Origin of the sequence: Sphingomonas sp. AAP5 (assembly GCF_004354345.1) — a bacterium.
Lineage (GTDB): Bacteria > Pseudomonadota > Alphaproteobacteria > Sphingomonadales > Sphingomonadaceae > Sphingomonas > Sphingomonas glacialis.
On sequence record NZ_CP037913.1, the window covers coordinates 2,417,219 to 2,431,576 of the forward strand.

13 protein-coding genes and 1 tRNA gene are annotated in these 14,358 nt (G+C 67.6%); 10 read left to right on the plus strand and 4 right to left on the minus strand.

The features are described 5' to 3' along the window. Positions 1–32: 32 nt before the first annotated feature. Genes E2E30_RS11265 through E2E30_RS11275 form a run of 3 tightly spaced genes read left to right on the plus strand, consistent with a single transcriptional unit; the run spans position 33 to position 2,403 of the window. Positions 33–599, plus strand: a complete 567-nt coding sequence (locus E2E30_RS11265) for a DUF1285 domain-containing protein (RefSeq protein ID WP_133189841.1) — start codon at positions 33–35, stop codon at positions 597–599. Continuing rightward, positions 596–1,192, plus strand: a complete 597-nt coding sequence (locus tag E2E30_RS11270; protein ID WP_133189843.1) for a CoA pyrophosphatase — start codon at positions 596–598, stop codon at positions 1,190–1,192. Before E2E30_RS11265 ends, E2E30_RS11270 begins: the two co-directional genes overlap by 4 nt. After that, a complete protein-coding gene (locus tag E2E30_RS11275; RefSeq protein WP_133189845.1) occupies positions 1,180–2,403 on the plus strand; it encodes a CCA tRNA nucleotidyltransferase in 1,224 nt (407 codons plus the stop codon). Before E2E30_RS11270 ends, E2E30_RS11275 begins: the two co-directional genes overlap by 13 nt. Here the strand turns inward: E2E30_RS11275 and E2E30_RS11280 are convergent. Next, entirely contained in the window at positions 2,373–4,043 is a 1,671-nt protein-coding gene (locus E2E30_RS11280; RefSeq protein WP_133192052.1) for a putative bifunctional diguanylate cyclase/phosphodiesterase, read from the minus strand. The genes E2E30_RS11275 and E2E30_RS11280 overlap by 31 nt on opposite strands. Positions 4,044–4,198: 155 nt before the next feature. After that, positions 4,199–6,445 carry a DNA topoisomerase IV subunit A gene (parC, locus tag E2E30_RS11285; protein ID WP_133189847.1) on the minus strand — a complete coding sequence of 749 codons (2,247 nt, stop codon included), beginning with the start codon at positions 6,443–6,445 and terminating at the stop codon, positions 4,199–4,201. Positions 6,446–6,557: 112 nt separating this feature from the next. On the opposite strand from parC, the gene E2E30_RS11290 reads away from it, so the two are divergent. The 6 genes from E2E30_RS11290 to purQ all read left to right on the plus strand — a co-directional run bounded on the left by E2E30_RS11290 (position 6,558) and on the right by purQ (position 12,260). Then, complete coding sequence (locus tag E2E30_RS11290) at positions 6,558–7,430, plus strand: alpha/beta hydrolase (RefSeq protein ID WP_206365561.1); 873 nt, start codon at positions 6,558–6,560, stop codon at positions 7,428–7,430. 130 nt (positions 7,431–7,560) lie between these two features. Beyond that, positions 7,561–8,775: a kynureninase gene (gene kynU / locus E2E30_RS11295; protein ID WP_133189849.1), complete on the plus strand. Its 1,215-nt coding sequence runs from the start codon at positions 7,561–7,563 to the stop codon at positions 8,773–8,775. Between the two features lie 114 nt (positions 8,776–8,889). Beyond that, positions 8,890–9,669, plus strand: a complete 780-nt coding sequence (gene purC, locus E2E30_RS11300) for a phosphoribosylaminoimidazolesuccinocarboxamide synthase (protein WP_133189851.1) — start codon at positions 8,890–8,892, stop codon at positions 9,667–9,669. 6 nt (positions 9,670–9,675) lie between these two features. Beyond that, entirely contained in the window at positions 9,676–11,280 is a 1,605-nt protein-coding gene (locus tag E2E30_RS11305; protein WP_133189853.1) for a hypothetical protein, read from the plus strand. 81 nt (positions 11,281–11,361) lie between these two features. Then, positions 11,362–11,592 (plus strand): phosphoribosylformylglycinamidine synthase subunit PurS, encoded by a 231-nt coding sequence (gene purS / locus E2E30_RS11310; RefSeq protein ID WP_010185224.1) that lies wholly within the window; start codon positions 11,362–11,364, stop codon positions 11,590–11,592. Beyond that, entirely contained in the window at positions 11,589–12,260 is a 672-nt protein-coding gene (purQ, locus tag E2E30_RS11315; RefSeq protein WP_133189855.1) for a phosphoribosylformylglycinamidine synthase subunit PurQ, read from the plus strand. Before purS ends, purQ begins: the two co-directional genes overlap by 4 nt. Positions 12,261–12,390: 130 nt before the next feature. Here purQ and E2E30_RS11320 read toward each other — a convergent pair whose 3' ends face one another. Beyond that, the gene (locus E2E30_RS11320) at positions 12,391–13,155 is read right to left on the minus strand and encodes a queuosine precursor transporter (protein WP_133189857.1); all 765 of its coding nucleotides are present in this window, start codon (positions 13,153–13,155) and stop codon (positions 12,391–12,393) included. 80 nt (positions 13,156–13,235) lie between these two features. On the opposite strand from E2E30_RS11320, the gene E2E30_RS11325 reads away from it, so the two are divergent. After that, positions 13,236–13,312: transfer RNA gene (locus E2E30_RS11325), tRNA-Arg, on the plus strand. Positions 13,313–13,317: 5 nt separating this feature from the next. Here the strand turns inward: E2E30_RS11325 and E2E30_RS11330 are convergent. Next, positions 13,318–14,322, minus strand: coding sequence for an MBL fold metallo-hydrolase (locus E2E30_RS11330; RefSeq protein WP_133189859.1), 1,005 nt, complete (start codon positions 14,320–14,322; stop codon positions 13,318–13,320). Between the last annotated feature and the right edge of the window lie 36 nt (positions 14,323–14,358).

Consider the following 14,358-nt stretch of genomic DNA (forward strand, 5'->3'; position numbering starts at 1 on the left):
CGAGGCGGCGCGCCTGTCCTACCGCCACCGCCATGCCCATGGAGCCGATCCCCGACCTTTCCGCTTTGTCGCTCGCCGACATCGCCCGCCTTGCCGAAGAGCAGAAGCTGCCCCCGGTCGAGCGCTGGAACCCGACGCATTGCGGCGACAGCGAAATGCGCATCGCGCGCGACGGGACGTGGTTCCACCAGGGATCGCCGATCGGACGCCAGGCGATGGTGCGGCTGTTCTCGACGATCCTGCGGCGCGAGCCCGATGGCGGCTATGTGCTCGTCACCCCGGTCGAGAAGCTCGACATTGACGTCGAGGACGCGCCGTTTGTCGCGGTCGAGCTGAAAGCATCGGGCGAAGGGCGTGCCGCGATGCTGACCTTCCGGCTCAACACCGGCGACCTCGTCACCGCCGATGCCGATCATCCGCTGCGCTTCGAACCGCGCGACGACGGCCCCCGCCCCTATCTGCGCGTCCGCGGCGAGCTCGACGCGGTCGTGGCGCGGACGGTCTATTACGAACTTGCGCAGCGCGCGATCGATGGCGGAGAGACCCCGCCCGGCGTGTGGAGCGGCGGCGCGTTCTTCGCGCTGGAGCCCGCGGCATGACGCTCGTCGAACGGCTTCGCCAGGCGATGGCGATCGGCCACGCCGACACCGTGCTGCTGACCGGCGACCATGTCGATGTCGAGTCGATCGCGAGCCCGCTCGCCCAGGCAGCGGTACTGATCCCGGTGACCGATCGCGCCGAACCTGGCGTGATCCTGACGCTTCGCACCGACACGCTGTCGCGCCATGCCGGACAAGTCGCCTTCCCTGGCGGCCGCGTCGATTCGGGCGATGCCGATGCGATCGCCGCCGCCTTGCGCGAAGCCGAGGAAGAAATCGCGCTGCCGCGTGACCGTGTTACGATCGTCGGCGAGGCCGACCGCTATCGTACCGTCACCGGGTTCGAGGTGACGCCGGTGATCGGCGTCGTGCCGCCCGGTCTGGTGTTCACCCCGGCGATCGCCGAAGTGGCCGAAGTGTTCGAGGTGCCGCTCGGCTTCCTGCTCGATTCGGGCAACCACACCGAAGCGAGCGTCGAGTGGCAGGGGCGCAACCGGCATTATTACGAGATCCATTGGGACGGCCACCGCATCTGGGGCGCGACCGCGGCGATGATCGTCAATCTGTCGCGACGACTGCGATGGAACGGCTGATCCTTCCCGCCGCCGCGTGGCGGACGCGGGCGGGTCTGCCGGGACTGTGCGACGTGCTCGGTGCCGCGCGCGGCGAGACGCGCTATGTCGGTGGCGCGGTGCGCGACACGCTGCTCGGAATCGACGTTGCCGATGTCGATCTCGCGACGCGCCATACCCCCGAAGACGTGATCGACTTGCTCGCGCGGGCGCGGATCAAGGCGGTTCCGACGGGGCTCGCGCATGGCACGATCACCGCAGTCCTCGCCGATGGCGCGCCGATCGAAGTGACGACGCTGCGCCGCGACACCGCGACCGACGGCCGCCACGCGACGGTCGCCTTCACCGACGATTGGCGCGAGGATGCGGCGCGGCGCGATTTCACGATCAACGCGCTCTATGCCGATCCGGCGAGCGGCGAGATCTTCGACTATTTCGGCGGGCTCGACGATCTCGCGGCGCGGCGCGTGCGCTTCATCGGCGATCCGTTGCAGCGCATCGCCGAGGATCATTTGCGCATCCTGCGCTTCTTCCGCTTCCATGCGCGCTTCGGCGACGCACCCGATGCGGCGGGGCTCGACGCCTGCACGCAGCGCGCCAATGATCTGATGGCGCTGTCGCGCGAACGGATCTCGGCGGAATTCCTCAAGCTGCTCGTCGCGCCCAACGCGGTCGCGACGCTTGCGCTGATGATCGCGCGCGGCATCCTGCTGCCGGTGCTGCCCGAGATCGACGATCCTGGGGTAAGCCGCCTCGCCCGTGTCGCTGCGGCCGAGATGCACGCCGAACTCGCGCCCGATCCGCTCCGCCGCCTCGCGGCAGTGCTGCCGCGCGACCCCGTGATCGGCGAAAACGTCGGTGCACGGCTCAAACTGTCGAACGCGCAGCGCAAGCGGATCGTCTCGGCGCTGACCGATCCGACCGACTCGCCCCATCCGCTCGCCTATCGGCTGGGGCGCGACGGCGCGCTCGACCGCTGGCTGCTGACCGTCGAGGATGCGGCGGACGCGGTGCGCGGCGCACGCGAGATCGTCGCCTGGGAGATTCCGCGCTTCCCGCTGACCGGAGGGGCGCTCGTCCAGCGCGGCGTCAACAAGGGGCCCGACGTGGCGCGCTTGCTCAAGCAGATCGAGGATCGGTGGGTGGCAGAAACCTTCCCCGACGCCGCGCGCGCAAACGCGATCGCCGACGAAGCCGTCGCTCAGTGGCGGTCCTCGACCAGCATCGCATAAGCCGCCTCGGCCTCGAGCGGCCGCGCGTAGAGATAGCCCTGGCCGTAAGTGCAGCCCAGCGCCGCCAGCGTCTGCGCGAGTTCGTTGGTCTCGATCCCCTCGGCCGTCGTCTTCATGCCGAGCGCTTGCGCCAGCGACAGGACCGCGCGGACGATCGCGATCTTGTCGCGATCGGCGAGCATCCCGCTGACGAAGCTGCGATCGATCTTGAGAATGTCGATCGGCAGCTTCTGGAGATAGGCGAGGTTCGAATAGCCCGTCCCGAAATCGTCCATCGCGATCGTCGTACCGAGTCGCTTCAAGGCATGCATGATCCCGGCGATTCGGTCGGGATCGGTGACCAACGCACTTTCGGTCAGTTCGAGCGTGAAGCGCGAGCCCTCGAGTCCGTAAGCCGAGAGCGCAGCCTCGACGACGGGGGCGATGGTATCGCGCTGCAGCTGGATCGCCGAGAGATTGACCGCGAGTCGTACGCCGCAATGGCCGCCACAGCGGGCATCCCACTGCGCGAGCGTCGCGGCGGCTTCCTGGATCGCCCAGCGCCCGAGCGGCACGATCAGCCCCGATTCCTCGGCGACCGGGATGAAATCGTTGGGCGAATATTCCACGCCGTTCTCGTCGCGCCAGCGCGCGAGCGATTCGAACGCGACGAGCTGCCCGGTCGAAAGGTCGCGAATCGGCTGATAGGTCAGCCGCATCTGCCCACGCTCGATCGCGCGTCGCAGCGCGGTTTCCATGCCGAACTGTTCGCGCGCGATGTCGAACGCCTGCGTCTGATAGGCTTCGGTCTTGCCCGTCGCCTTCGAACGCTTGACCGCGAATTGCGCGTGGCGGATCAATTCCTCGCCGTCTTCGATCGCCGCCGCGCCGAACGAAATGCCGATCGAGCAGGCGACGCGAATCTCGAAGTCGGAGAGGCGGAACGGCGTCGACAGCGCGCCCTGGATCCGCCGCGCGACGCGCTCGGCATCGCCGACCCCGTCCTCGAGCGTCAGCAGGATGCCGAATTCGTCGCCGCCGGTGCGTGCGAGCACATCCTGTGCGCGCAAGGCACCCTTGAGCCGACGCGCGACGGTGATGAGCAGTTCGTCGCCCGCCATCGATCCGAGACAGGCATTGACTCGACTGAAGCGATCGAGATCGATCACCAACACGGCGTAATTCGCACGCTCGGTCGGTTCTTCGAGCAACATTTCGAGCCGATCGCTGAACCCGGCACGGTTGGGCAGCCCGGTCAGACTGTCGGTGAGCATCTCGCGCCGCAGATTGTGTTCGGTGCGCAATTCGGCGGTCTGGTCGACCAACGCGAGCATGCAGCGCTGCAGTGGGTTGCGTTCGAGCCGTGCGAGCGTTGCCTGATAATAATGGCAATCGACCTTGTCGCCGAACTCGACCGAGAATTCGGTGCGCAGCGTATCGCCCTCGATGAACGCGACGATCTGCGGCTCGATCTGCGCGATCAGCGAACGCCGCCGGTCGTTCATGCCGAGGCCGGCAATTTCATACGCGCGGTTGGCGATCTGAACCGTCACCCCCGAGTCGCCGAGCGCGACCATCGCCGCGGGGATCGGCAAAAGGTCGATCATCCGAGCCGCCATCGCCACCGATGTCGGGTAAGCCTCCAGCGCCGCCGAGGGCATCGGAGGGGTCGCATGCGTCAGCACGGGATTGGACTTCGGCGCCATAGTCCTGGCGATAGGGTCGATTCGTTAACATCCCTCTTAGTCGAAACGATTTTCCCAGATTTCCGCCAGAAATCCGATGCTTTGCAAACAGATGGGCGCGGTTGTTCGCGCTAGAATCGATTGTCGCGCGGGAACCCGTTGGGCGGCATCCGCCCCGCCGCGCCCCGCGCTGCGCGCCACGGCGCGAGGTCGGTTTCGGTGCGCGTCCGGCCGGTATCGCCCCCCATCGGCCAGCTCAGTCCGTCGGCAAAGACGAAGGTGATCGCATCCGACAAGCCGCCATCGCGGAAGCGCATCAGCTGCACCCCCTGCCCGCGCGACAGCTCGGCAAGCTCGCTCAGCGGGAAGACGAGCAAGCGGCGATTGTCACCGATCGCCGCGACATAATCGTGCGCCGGATCGACCGGGCGGACGAGCTTGAGCTTGGCGCCGAGTCGCGGCGTGACGACGGTCTTGCCCTTGCGCGTCTCGGCGATGATGTCGGCGGTGCGCACGAGGAAGCCGCGCCCGTCGGTCGCCGCGACGAGCAGCTTTTCGGCAAGGCTCGCGCGGAAGATCTCGACGATATCGACATCGCCATCGAGGTCGATCATCAACCGTACCGGCTCACCGAAACCGCGCCCGCCCGGCAGGCGATCGGCCGCGAGCGTGTAGAAACGGCCGTTCTCGGCGGCGATCATGATCTTGTCGGTGGTCTGCGCGGTGAAATCGAACGCGGCTGCGTCGCCGTCCTTGAACTTCACCGCCGCCACGCCCGCGGCATCGAGATGCCCCTTCATCGCGCGGATCCAGCCGCGCTGCGACAGGATCACGGTGATCGGCTCGCGCTCGATCATCGCTTCCAACGGGATGTCGCGCGCGGGGGCGGCCTCGGCAACGGTGGTGCGACGGCGGCCGAGCTTGGTCTCCGGGCCGTAGCGCTCGCGCAGCTTGCCGAAATCCTTCTTGAGCCGCGTGCGCTGCCGCGCTTCGCTGCCGAGCAGCGCCTCGAGCCCCGAGCGCTCGTTCTCGAGCCCATCGCGCTCCTTGCGCAGCTCCATTTCCTCGAGCCGACGCAGCGATCGCAACCGCATGTTGAGGATCGCCTCGACCTGGCGATCGTTGAGCTCGAACTCGGCCATCATCACTGGCTTGGGTTCGTCCTCGGTGCGGATGATCTCGATCACGCGGTCGAGGTTGAGATAGGCGATGATATAGCCGTCGAGCAGCTCGATCCGGTCGCGAATCTTGTCGAGCCGGTGCGCGGTGCGGCGCTGGAGCACGATGAACTGGTGCGTGATCCACGCGAGCAGCGCCTGGCGCAAGCTCATCACGCGCGGCGTCCGGTCGGCGTCGAGCAGATTGAGGTTCATGCTGAAGCGGACCTCGAGGTCCGTCATCTTGAACAGGCTCTCCATCAGCATGTCGGGCTCGACCGAGCGGCTACGCGGCTCGATCACGACGCGGATTTCCGAATCCGATTCGTCGCGGACGTCGGCGAGGATCGGCAGCTTCTTGTCGTTGATCAGCGCGGCGATCTGCTCGATCAATTTGCCCTTCTGCACGCCGTACGGGATCTCGGTGATGATCGCGTTCCAGCCGCCCCCTTTTTCCTTCTCGATGCTCCAGCGCGCGCGGAGGCGAAAGCCGCCGCGGCCGGTCGCGTAGGCCTCGGCGATCGCCGCGGGCGAATCGACGACGAGCCCGCCGGTCGGGAAATCGGGCCCCTGGATATGCTGCAGCATCGCCGCGTCGTCGGCCTCGGGCTGGTCGATCAGCATGATCGCCGCGTCGTACAGCTCGGCGACATTGTGCGGCGGGATGTTGGTCGCCATGCCGACCGCGATCCCCGCCGCGCCATTGGCGAGCAGGTTGGGGAAGGCGCCGGGGAAGAGCTCGGGCTCCTGCTCTTCGTTATTGTAGGTCGGCTTGTAGTTGACCGCATCCTCGTCGAGGCCCGCCATCAGGTCCATCGCGACCTGCGTCAGCCGCGCCTCGGTGTAGCGGAAGGCGGCGGCGCCATCGCCGTCGATATTGCCGAAATTGCCCTGACCCTCGACCAACGGGTAGCGCACCGAGAAATCCTGCGCGAGGCGGACCATCGCGTCGTACACCGACGAATCGCCGTGCGGGTGATATTTGCCGATCACCTCGCCGACGACGCGCGCCGATTTCTTGTACGGCGTGCTCGGGTCCATCCGCAGCTGGCGCATCGCCCATAGCAGGCGGCGGTGGACCGGCTTCATCCCGTCGCGCACATCGGGCAGCGAGCGCGCGGTGATCGTCGAAAGCGCATAGACGAGGTAGCGATCGCTCAGCGCGCTATCGAACGGCGCGTCGACGATGGCGTTGAAGGGATCGGTCACATCGGTTGGCATCCTCCGGCGATAGCAGCGCTATTCGCTGGTGGCGAGATGCCAGCGCGGCGTTTACAGGCGAGGCATGCTGCGTCTTCTCCCGCTCGCCCTGATCGCTGTATCGACAGCCTCCATGTCCCAGACCCCGCCCCCCGCTCCCGCCGTGCCTGCGCCCGCCGCGCTGCTGACCTGGCCCGATCTGACCAAGCGTCCCCAGCCGGCCCCCGATGCGACGATCGATTACGGCCCCGACGCCTTGCAGAAGGTCGACGTCTGGCTGCCCGCCGGTCGCGGCAAGCATCCCGTCGTGGTGATGGTGCATGGCGGCTGCTGGACGACGAGCATCGCCGATCGCCGCCTGATGAACTGGATCGCCGACGATCTGCGGCGCGACGGCATCGCGGTGTGGAACGTCGAATATCGCGGCGTCGATAAGAGCGGCGGCGGCTATCCGGGAACCTTCCTCGATGCGGGCGCGGCGGCTGATGCGCTGCGCACGCATGCGGGGGAGTATCACCTCAATACCAAGCGAATCGTCGTCGTCGGGCATTCGGCGGGCGGGCATCTTGCCTTGTGGCTCGCCGGTCGGTCGCGGATCGCGCCGACGAGTCCGCTCTACACGGCGCACCCGCTGAAGATCGCGCGTGTCGTCAGCCTCGGTGGATTGCCCGATCTCGAGGCGACTGCGGCGAGCCCCGACAATGGCTGCGGCGTCGAGGTGGTCGCGCAGCTCGTCGGCAAGCCCGGTGCGCGGGCGGATGTCTATGCCGACACCTCGGTCCCTCGGCTGCTGCCGCTCGGCATGCCGCAGGATCTGGTCAACGGGCGCGAGGACAAGATCATCCCGGTGCGACTCGGAACGGACTATGTCGCGGCGGCACAGGCCAAGGGCGACACCGCGACGCTGCATCTGGTCGAGCGGACGGGGCATGTCGAACTGATCGCGCCAGAGAGCGCGGCTTGGGCGCAAGCGAAGAAGCTGATTGAGGCGGGGCTGAAGAAGTGAGCGTCTTCTCCTTTACAATTTCGAGCAACGGCCGCCGCATCGCGCCTCCCTTCCCTGGAAAGGAGGGGAGTCGGTTGCGCTCCGCTCCGGTGATCGCTTTCAAACACCACCCCTCCAGCAAGGCATCCGCATGACCCGCGACGAAGCCCGCGCGCTCGACGCCGCCGATCCCCTCCGCGCCTATCGCGACCGCTTCGCGCTCCCCGAAGGCGTGATCTACCTCGACGGCAACTCGCTCGGCCCGCTCCCCCGCGCCACTGCGCCGGCGCTCGCCGACATGGCGCAGCGGCAATGGGGCGAGCGCCTGATCCGCAGCTGGAACGAAGGCTGGATCGACGCACCGCAGCGCATCGGCGGCAAGATCGCCGCGCTGATCGGCGCCGAGCCCGACGAAGTGATCGTCGCCGACTCGACTTCGGTAAACCTGTTCAAGCTGCTCGTCGCCGCACTCCGCCACGCGGCGCCCCGCACGACGATCGTCAGCGAGACGGGCAATTTCCCGACCGACCTCCACATCGCCGAGGGCGCGGCGGGCTGCGTTCCCGGCGCGCGCCTCAACGCGGTCGCCCGCGCAGATATCCGGGCAGCGATCGACGGCGACACCGCGCTGCTGATGCTCACCCACGTCCACTACAAGACCGCCGAGCGCTTCGACATGGCGGCCTGGACCACCCGCGCGCACGACGCCGGCGCGCTCGCTCTGTGGGACCTCAGCCACAGCGTCGGCGCGATCCCGCTCGACCTGGGCGGCGCGGGCGCCGATCTCGCGATCGGCTGCGGCTACAAATATCTCAATGGCGGCCCCGGCGCGCCCGCCTTCCTGTTCGTCTCGCGCCGGTTGCAGGAGCAGCTCGCCAGCCCGCTCTCGGGCTGGATGGGCCATGCCGCGCCGTTCGAGTTCGGCGACGCCTACAGCCCCGCCCCCGGCATCAAGCGCTGGCTCGCCGGAACCCCCTCGATGCTGGCGATGGCCGGGCTCGAAACCGGGATCGACCTGTGGCGCGACGTCGACCAGCAGCAGGTCGCCACCAAGAGCGCCGCCTTGTTCGACGCGCTCGCCGCGATCGGGGCAAACCTCGGCCTCGAATGCGTGTCACCCGCCGACCCGAGCGCGCGCGGCAGCCATATCTCGTTCCGCCACCCGCAAGCCTATGCACTGTGCCAGGCGTTGATCGCGCGCGCCGTGATCGGCGATTTCCGCGATCCCGACATCCTGCGCTTTGGGCTGACGCCGCTGTATCTCGGCTTCGAAGACGTGGTCCGCGCGGGCGCGATACTCGGCGAAATCCTCGGCGACGGCAGCTACGCCGATCCGGCGTTCGCCACGCGCAACGCGGTCACTTGACGCCCGCGCCAAGCTGATTGCACCCCCGGCATGCATCCGGTATAGCCGCTGCTCTTCCCGCCCCGGCCCGCGATCGCGTTGCCGGGGCCGCTTCATTTAAGGGTTTCCGCGCACATGGCACGCCGCCGCCAGATCTACGAAGGCAAGGCCAAGATCCTTTACGAGGGTCCCGAGCCGGGTACGCTGATCCAATATTTCAAGGATGACGCCACCGCTTTCAACGCCCAGAAAAAGGGCACGATCAGCGGCAAGGGCGTGCTCAACAACCGGATTTCCGAGCACATCTTCACGTTGCTCGGGCTGATCGGCGTGCCGACGCACTTCATCCGCCGGCTCAACATGCGCGAGCAGTTGATCCGCCAAGTCGAGATCATCCCGATCGAGGTCGTCGTGCGCAACGTCGCGGCGGGGTCGATCTCGACTCGCCTCGGGATCGAGGAAGGCACGCAGCTGCCGCGCACGATCATCGAATATTATTACAAGGACGACGCGCTCGGCGATCCGATGATCACCGACGAGCATATCGCCGCGTTCGGCTGGGCGGGCCAGGAGGAGATGCACGACATCGCCGACCTCGCGATCCGCATCAACGATTTCCTGTGCGGGCTGTTCGCCGGGATCGGGATCCGTCTGGTCGACTTCAAGCTCGAATTCGGACGCGTGTGGGACAACGACTATCCGCGCATCCTGCTCGCCGACGAGATCAGCCCCGATGGCTGCCGCCTGTGGGACATGACGACCAACGAGAAGCTCGACAAGGATCGCTTCCGTCGTGATCTCGGCGGTGAAGTCGAGGCCTATCAGGAAGTCGCGCGCCGGCTCGGCCTGCTGACCGAGGAGACCGACGGTGCGGTGCTCGATCTCGAGCAGCATCGTTTGAACAAGGGCAAGTAAGCCCCAATGCAAGCGCGAGCGCTGGCGCGGGCGGCCTGGCCGTTCGCGGCGCTCGCTCTGGCGTATCTGCTGACGGTGTGGCGCGTGGTCGGGCTTCCCGGCCTGCGCGACCCTTCTTTGCTCTACTGGCACGACTGGCAGGACCAGGCGTTGTACGTGCGCTCGGCGAGCGCGCTGGCGGCGGGGAACTTCGATCCCGCCGTCCATTATTATCCGCTGCTCTATCCGCTGCTGGGCATGCCGTTCCTGCAGGCGTGGCCGAGCCAGCCCTTCTTCTTCGTCGATCTCGCCTGCTATCTGCTCGCCTTCGCCGGGTTCAGGAGCGTTGCGCGCGCATTCGGCGTGCCCGGCGCGGGGGCGGCACTGCTGTTCGCCGCGACGACGCTCGCCCAATTCGGCATCGCCAAGCTGTGGATCGAGCCCTGGACGACGACACCCTCGGCGGCCTTGCTGTGGCTCGCGCTCGGCGCGATGGCGCAACTGTGGGCGAATCCGCGCATGTCCGTACCCCGGCGAAAGCCGGGGCCCAGTCTCGATGCCGCGGCTAACGAAGCGCTGCCCGAGCCTACGGCCCGCGCCATCACCATATCCCGCTGGCCAGCGAGCATCATCGGCATCACGCTCGGGCTGATCCCGTTCGCTCGGCCCGGCGATGCGATCATCGGCGCGATCATCGCGCTCTCGGCGGCGGCAGCGCTCTACCGTGCGCGCGACGGGCGCGCCGCTGGTATCGCAATCGGCAGCTTCGCGATCGCCTTTGCGCTCCTCGCCACGCTCTACATCGCAATCTATGGCGCCGCGCCCAGCCCCTACATGCTCTATTCGGCGCAATACGGCTTCACCTTCGCCTGGCTCGGCTGGAAGGCGTATGTCGTGCTCGTCGACCCGCGCGGCTGGTTCGGCGAGGGGATGGGGTTGCTCGAATATGCGCCGTGGCTGCTGCTCGGCGGCGCGGGGCTGATCGCGGCGTGCCTCGCGACGCCGCCTGCGCGACGGCCCGTGACGCTCACCGTCGCCGCTGCGGGGGTGATCTACGGCGTGCTGATGCTGGCGTATGTCGATCTGCTGCCGACCGGCCTGTGGCGCTTCAACAATCTGCACTATTTCAAATGGGTGTTGCCGCTGTTCGGCCTGTTCGCGCTGCGCTTCCTGCTCAACGCGCGCCGCCGCCCGATCCTGCTGATCGCGCTAGCCCCCGTACTGCTCGCGCTGACGATCCGGCTCGAACCCATTCGAGTCGGGCCGAGCGAGCCCGCGCGGATGGTGATCTTCCCCGCCCCCAACGCGGCGGAATGGATCCCGACCTATTTCGCCACCGCCTGGATGGCCGACACGACCGGCGAACTGCGCAATTCGTTCGACTACCACCAGATCCTGGTGTCCGGCCGAGTCCATGCCGTCGCGCTGCGCCGCGCCTTCACCGGCGAGGAACGCTGGCTGGGTGACGCGCATGTCCGCGCCTTGCTCGCAGGGAAAGATGATGGCGGCTTCGCGCCGCTCTATCTGACCGGTCCGTGGCCCAAGCCCGCGCTCGCCCGCTACGGCATCGCAACGACGATCGGCCTGCCACACTGGTTCAGCGGCGCGCCTGCCGTACCCAAGGCCGAGTGAGCCGCGCGCGTAAAGCTTGCGACACGGGCCGCGGGTCGCCATAGGCTTGCGCGCTCAATCGTCGTAGCCAGGACAAGCCCCATGAAGCTCCGCATTTTCGTCACGCTGAAGCCCGGCGTGCTCGATCCGCAGGGCCGCGCGATCCACAAGGCGCTCGGCACCCTCGGTTTCGCCGGCGTCAACGATGTCCGCGCGGGCAAGCTGATCGAACTCGACGTCGCCGACGACACCACCGACGAGCGCGTCGACGCGATGTGCCGCGAGCTGCTCGCCAACACCGTCATCGAAAACTATCGGGTCGAGCGCGTATGAAGACCGCAGTCCTCGTCTTCCCCGGCTCGAACTGCGACCGCGATATCGCGACCGCGCTCGAGCAGGTCGGCGGCACCGCGCCGACGATGGTGTGGCACGCCGAGACCGAACTGCCCGACGGCGTCGGCCTGATCGCGATTCCCGGTGGCTTTTCCTATGGCGACTATCTGCGCTCGGGCGCGATCGGCGCGCGATCGCCGATCATGCGCGCGGTGAGCGACGCGGCGGGGCGCGGCGTGCCCGTGCTCGGCATTTGCAACGGCTTCCAGATCCTGACCGAGGCGGGCCTGCTGCCGGGCGCGCTGATGCGCAATGCCGGGCTCGATTTCGTCTGCCGCGACGTCGCGCTGACGGTCGGCACCAGCCAGAGCGTCTTCACCAGCCGCTACGCCGCGGGCGAGCAGATCGTCTATCCGGTCGCGCATCACGATGGCAATTACTCGGCCGACGAAGAAACGCTCGACCGGCTCGAGGGCGAAGGCCGTGTCGCGTTCCGCTATGCGGGGCCGGTCAACGGCTCGGCGCGCGGCATCGCCGGCGTGCTCAGCCCGGCGGGCAACGTGCTCGGCCTGATGCCGCACCCCGAGCGGCGGATCGAAACCGCCGCGCATGGCGGCGACGACGGCCGGCGGATGTTCGAGGGCCTGTTCGAGGCGGTCCGGGCCTGACAAACCGATCGTCACCCCGGCCTTGTGCCGGGGTCCACCGGGACGCGCGTGCTGCGCCCGTTGCGAACGCGGCACGGTGGGCCCCGGCACAGGGCCGGGGTGACGAGTTGGGGCAAAACCGAAGCGGCCGCTACACCCGCGCGCGGAACGGCGAGAAGTCGGTCCCGCGGTCGTACACGTCGACCCCCTCGCCGCGCTTGAGGAAGTTCACCACGAGATAGGTGAACGGCGTCAGCAGCACCTCCCACGACACCTTCAACAAGAACTGGCTGACCATCACCGCGAGCATCGCCTCGACCGGCCAATCTGGCGCGCCATAGAAGGCGAGCGGGTAGAAGATCAAGCTGTCGAACCCCTGCGCCACGACGGTCGAACCGATCGTCCGAGTCCACAGCATCCGGCCCTCGGTCAGGATCTTGAGCTTGGCGAGCACGAAACTGTTGGCGAATTCGCCGACCCAGAAGGCCGTCACCGAGGCGAGGATGATGCGCAAGCCGGTCGCCGCGGCAGGATCGACGAAGATCGAGCGGCCGAAGACATATTCATACGCCGCTTGCCCGTTCCACGCCGCCGCCGGCGGCAACGCGACGACGATCTGCTCCATCAGCGCGAGGAAAATCAGCGCGCCGAACCCCGCCCACACGCAGCGCCGCGCGCGGGCATAGCCGTACACCTCGGTCAGGATGTCGCCGATCACATAGCTGACCGGGAAGAACAGGATTCCCGCGCCGAACGGCCAGGGCCCGATCCACGGCAAGTCGATCACCGAGCGTTTCCCCGCGCCGACGACGTTCGACAGCAACAGGACGACGACGAAGGCGACCATGACGAAATCGAAATAGCGGAATTCGCGACCGCGCGTCTGCTCCGCGGTGATCGTTTTCAAACCATCCATGTCGTTTCGCTCCCTGATCGACCCAAGCTATGAAGCCGGTTTCGCGCGCACGCAATCCGCGCTAATGGCACAGCCAGTGCGCGCCCGTAGCTCAGTTGGATAGAGCAAGGAGCTTCTACCTCCTCGGTCGGGGGTTCGACTCCCTCCGGGCGCGCCAACGCCTCAGGCGGCCGCGCCGCTCGCCCCTCGATCCATGTCGTACACCCCGCCCGGTTCCGCCGCGACGAAGCGCGATGCCGCGATCCCCGCCGCCGACAGCTCTGCGCCCAGCGCCAACTGCGGCGCATCGCGCGCTTCGTCGGTCAGCTGGAAGGTCCCCCAATGGATGCCGAGCGCCTGCCGCGCTTCGACATCCTCGAAAATTCGCACGGCTTCCGCCGGATCGACATGCTGCTCGGCCATGAACCAGCGTGGTTCGTACGCACCGATCGGGATCAACGCGACGTCGGGCGCGCCGAGCCGCTCGCGGACGCTGCCGAAGATCGCGCCGTCGCCATAGCCCGTGTCGCCGACGAACCACACCGTCCCGACCGGCGTCGTGAGATAATGCCCCGCCCACAGCGCCATCCGCACGTCGGTCGGCCAGCGATTCGCCCAGTGCCGCGCCGGGGTCAGCGTCGTTGCGAAGCCCTCAGCCAGTGCCAGGCTGTCCCACCAGTCGCCGACGACGCAACCTGCCTCGGGGATCGCCGCGCGGACGATCGCGCCGTTTCCGAGCGGCATCGCCATCAGCGGCGCGTGCGCGGCGTGGAGCCGGCGCAACGTGGCGAGATCGAGATGGTCGTAATGGCAGTGGCTGAGCAGCACGATGTGGATCGGCGGCAGATCCTCGAACGCGATCCCCGGCGCGGTGACTCGCTTGGGGCCGAGGAAGGAGAACGGGCTCGCGCGCTCCGACCACACGGGATCGGTCAGGATATTGACCCCGGCCGCCTGGATCAGCAGCGACGCGTGGCCCACCATCGTGACGCGCAAGCCGTCGTGCCGCGCGACGGGCTTGGCCGAGACCACCGGCACCGACGCCGGCCAGCGCGCTGCGCCGTTCGCCAGTTTCCAGCGCAGCACCGCACCAAGCCCGGCATCGCTCGATGGCTGGCCAGGGTTGAAGAAGCGCACGCCGTCGAAATGGTCGCTCGGCGGGCCGGAATAATAGCGGTTACGGGGCATGGGCTGCGCCTGGATCGGGGTTCAACAGACACGCCT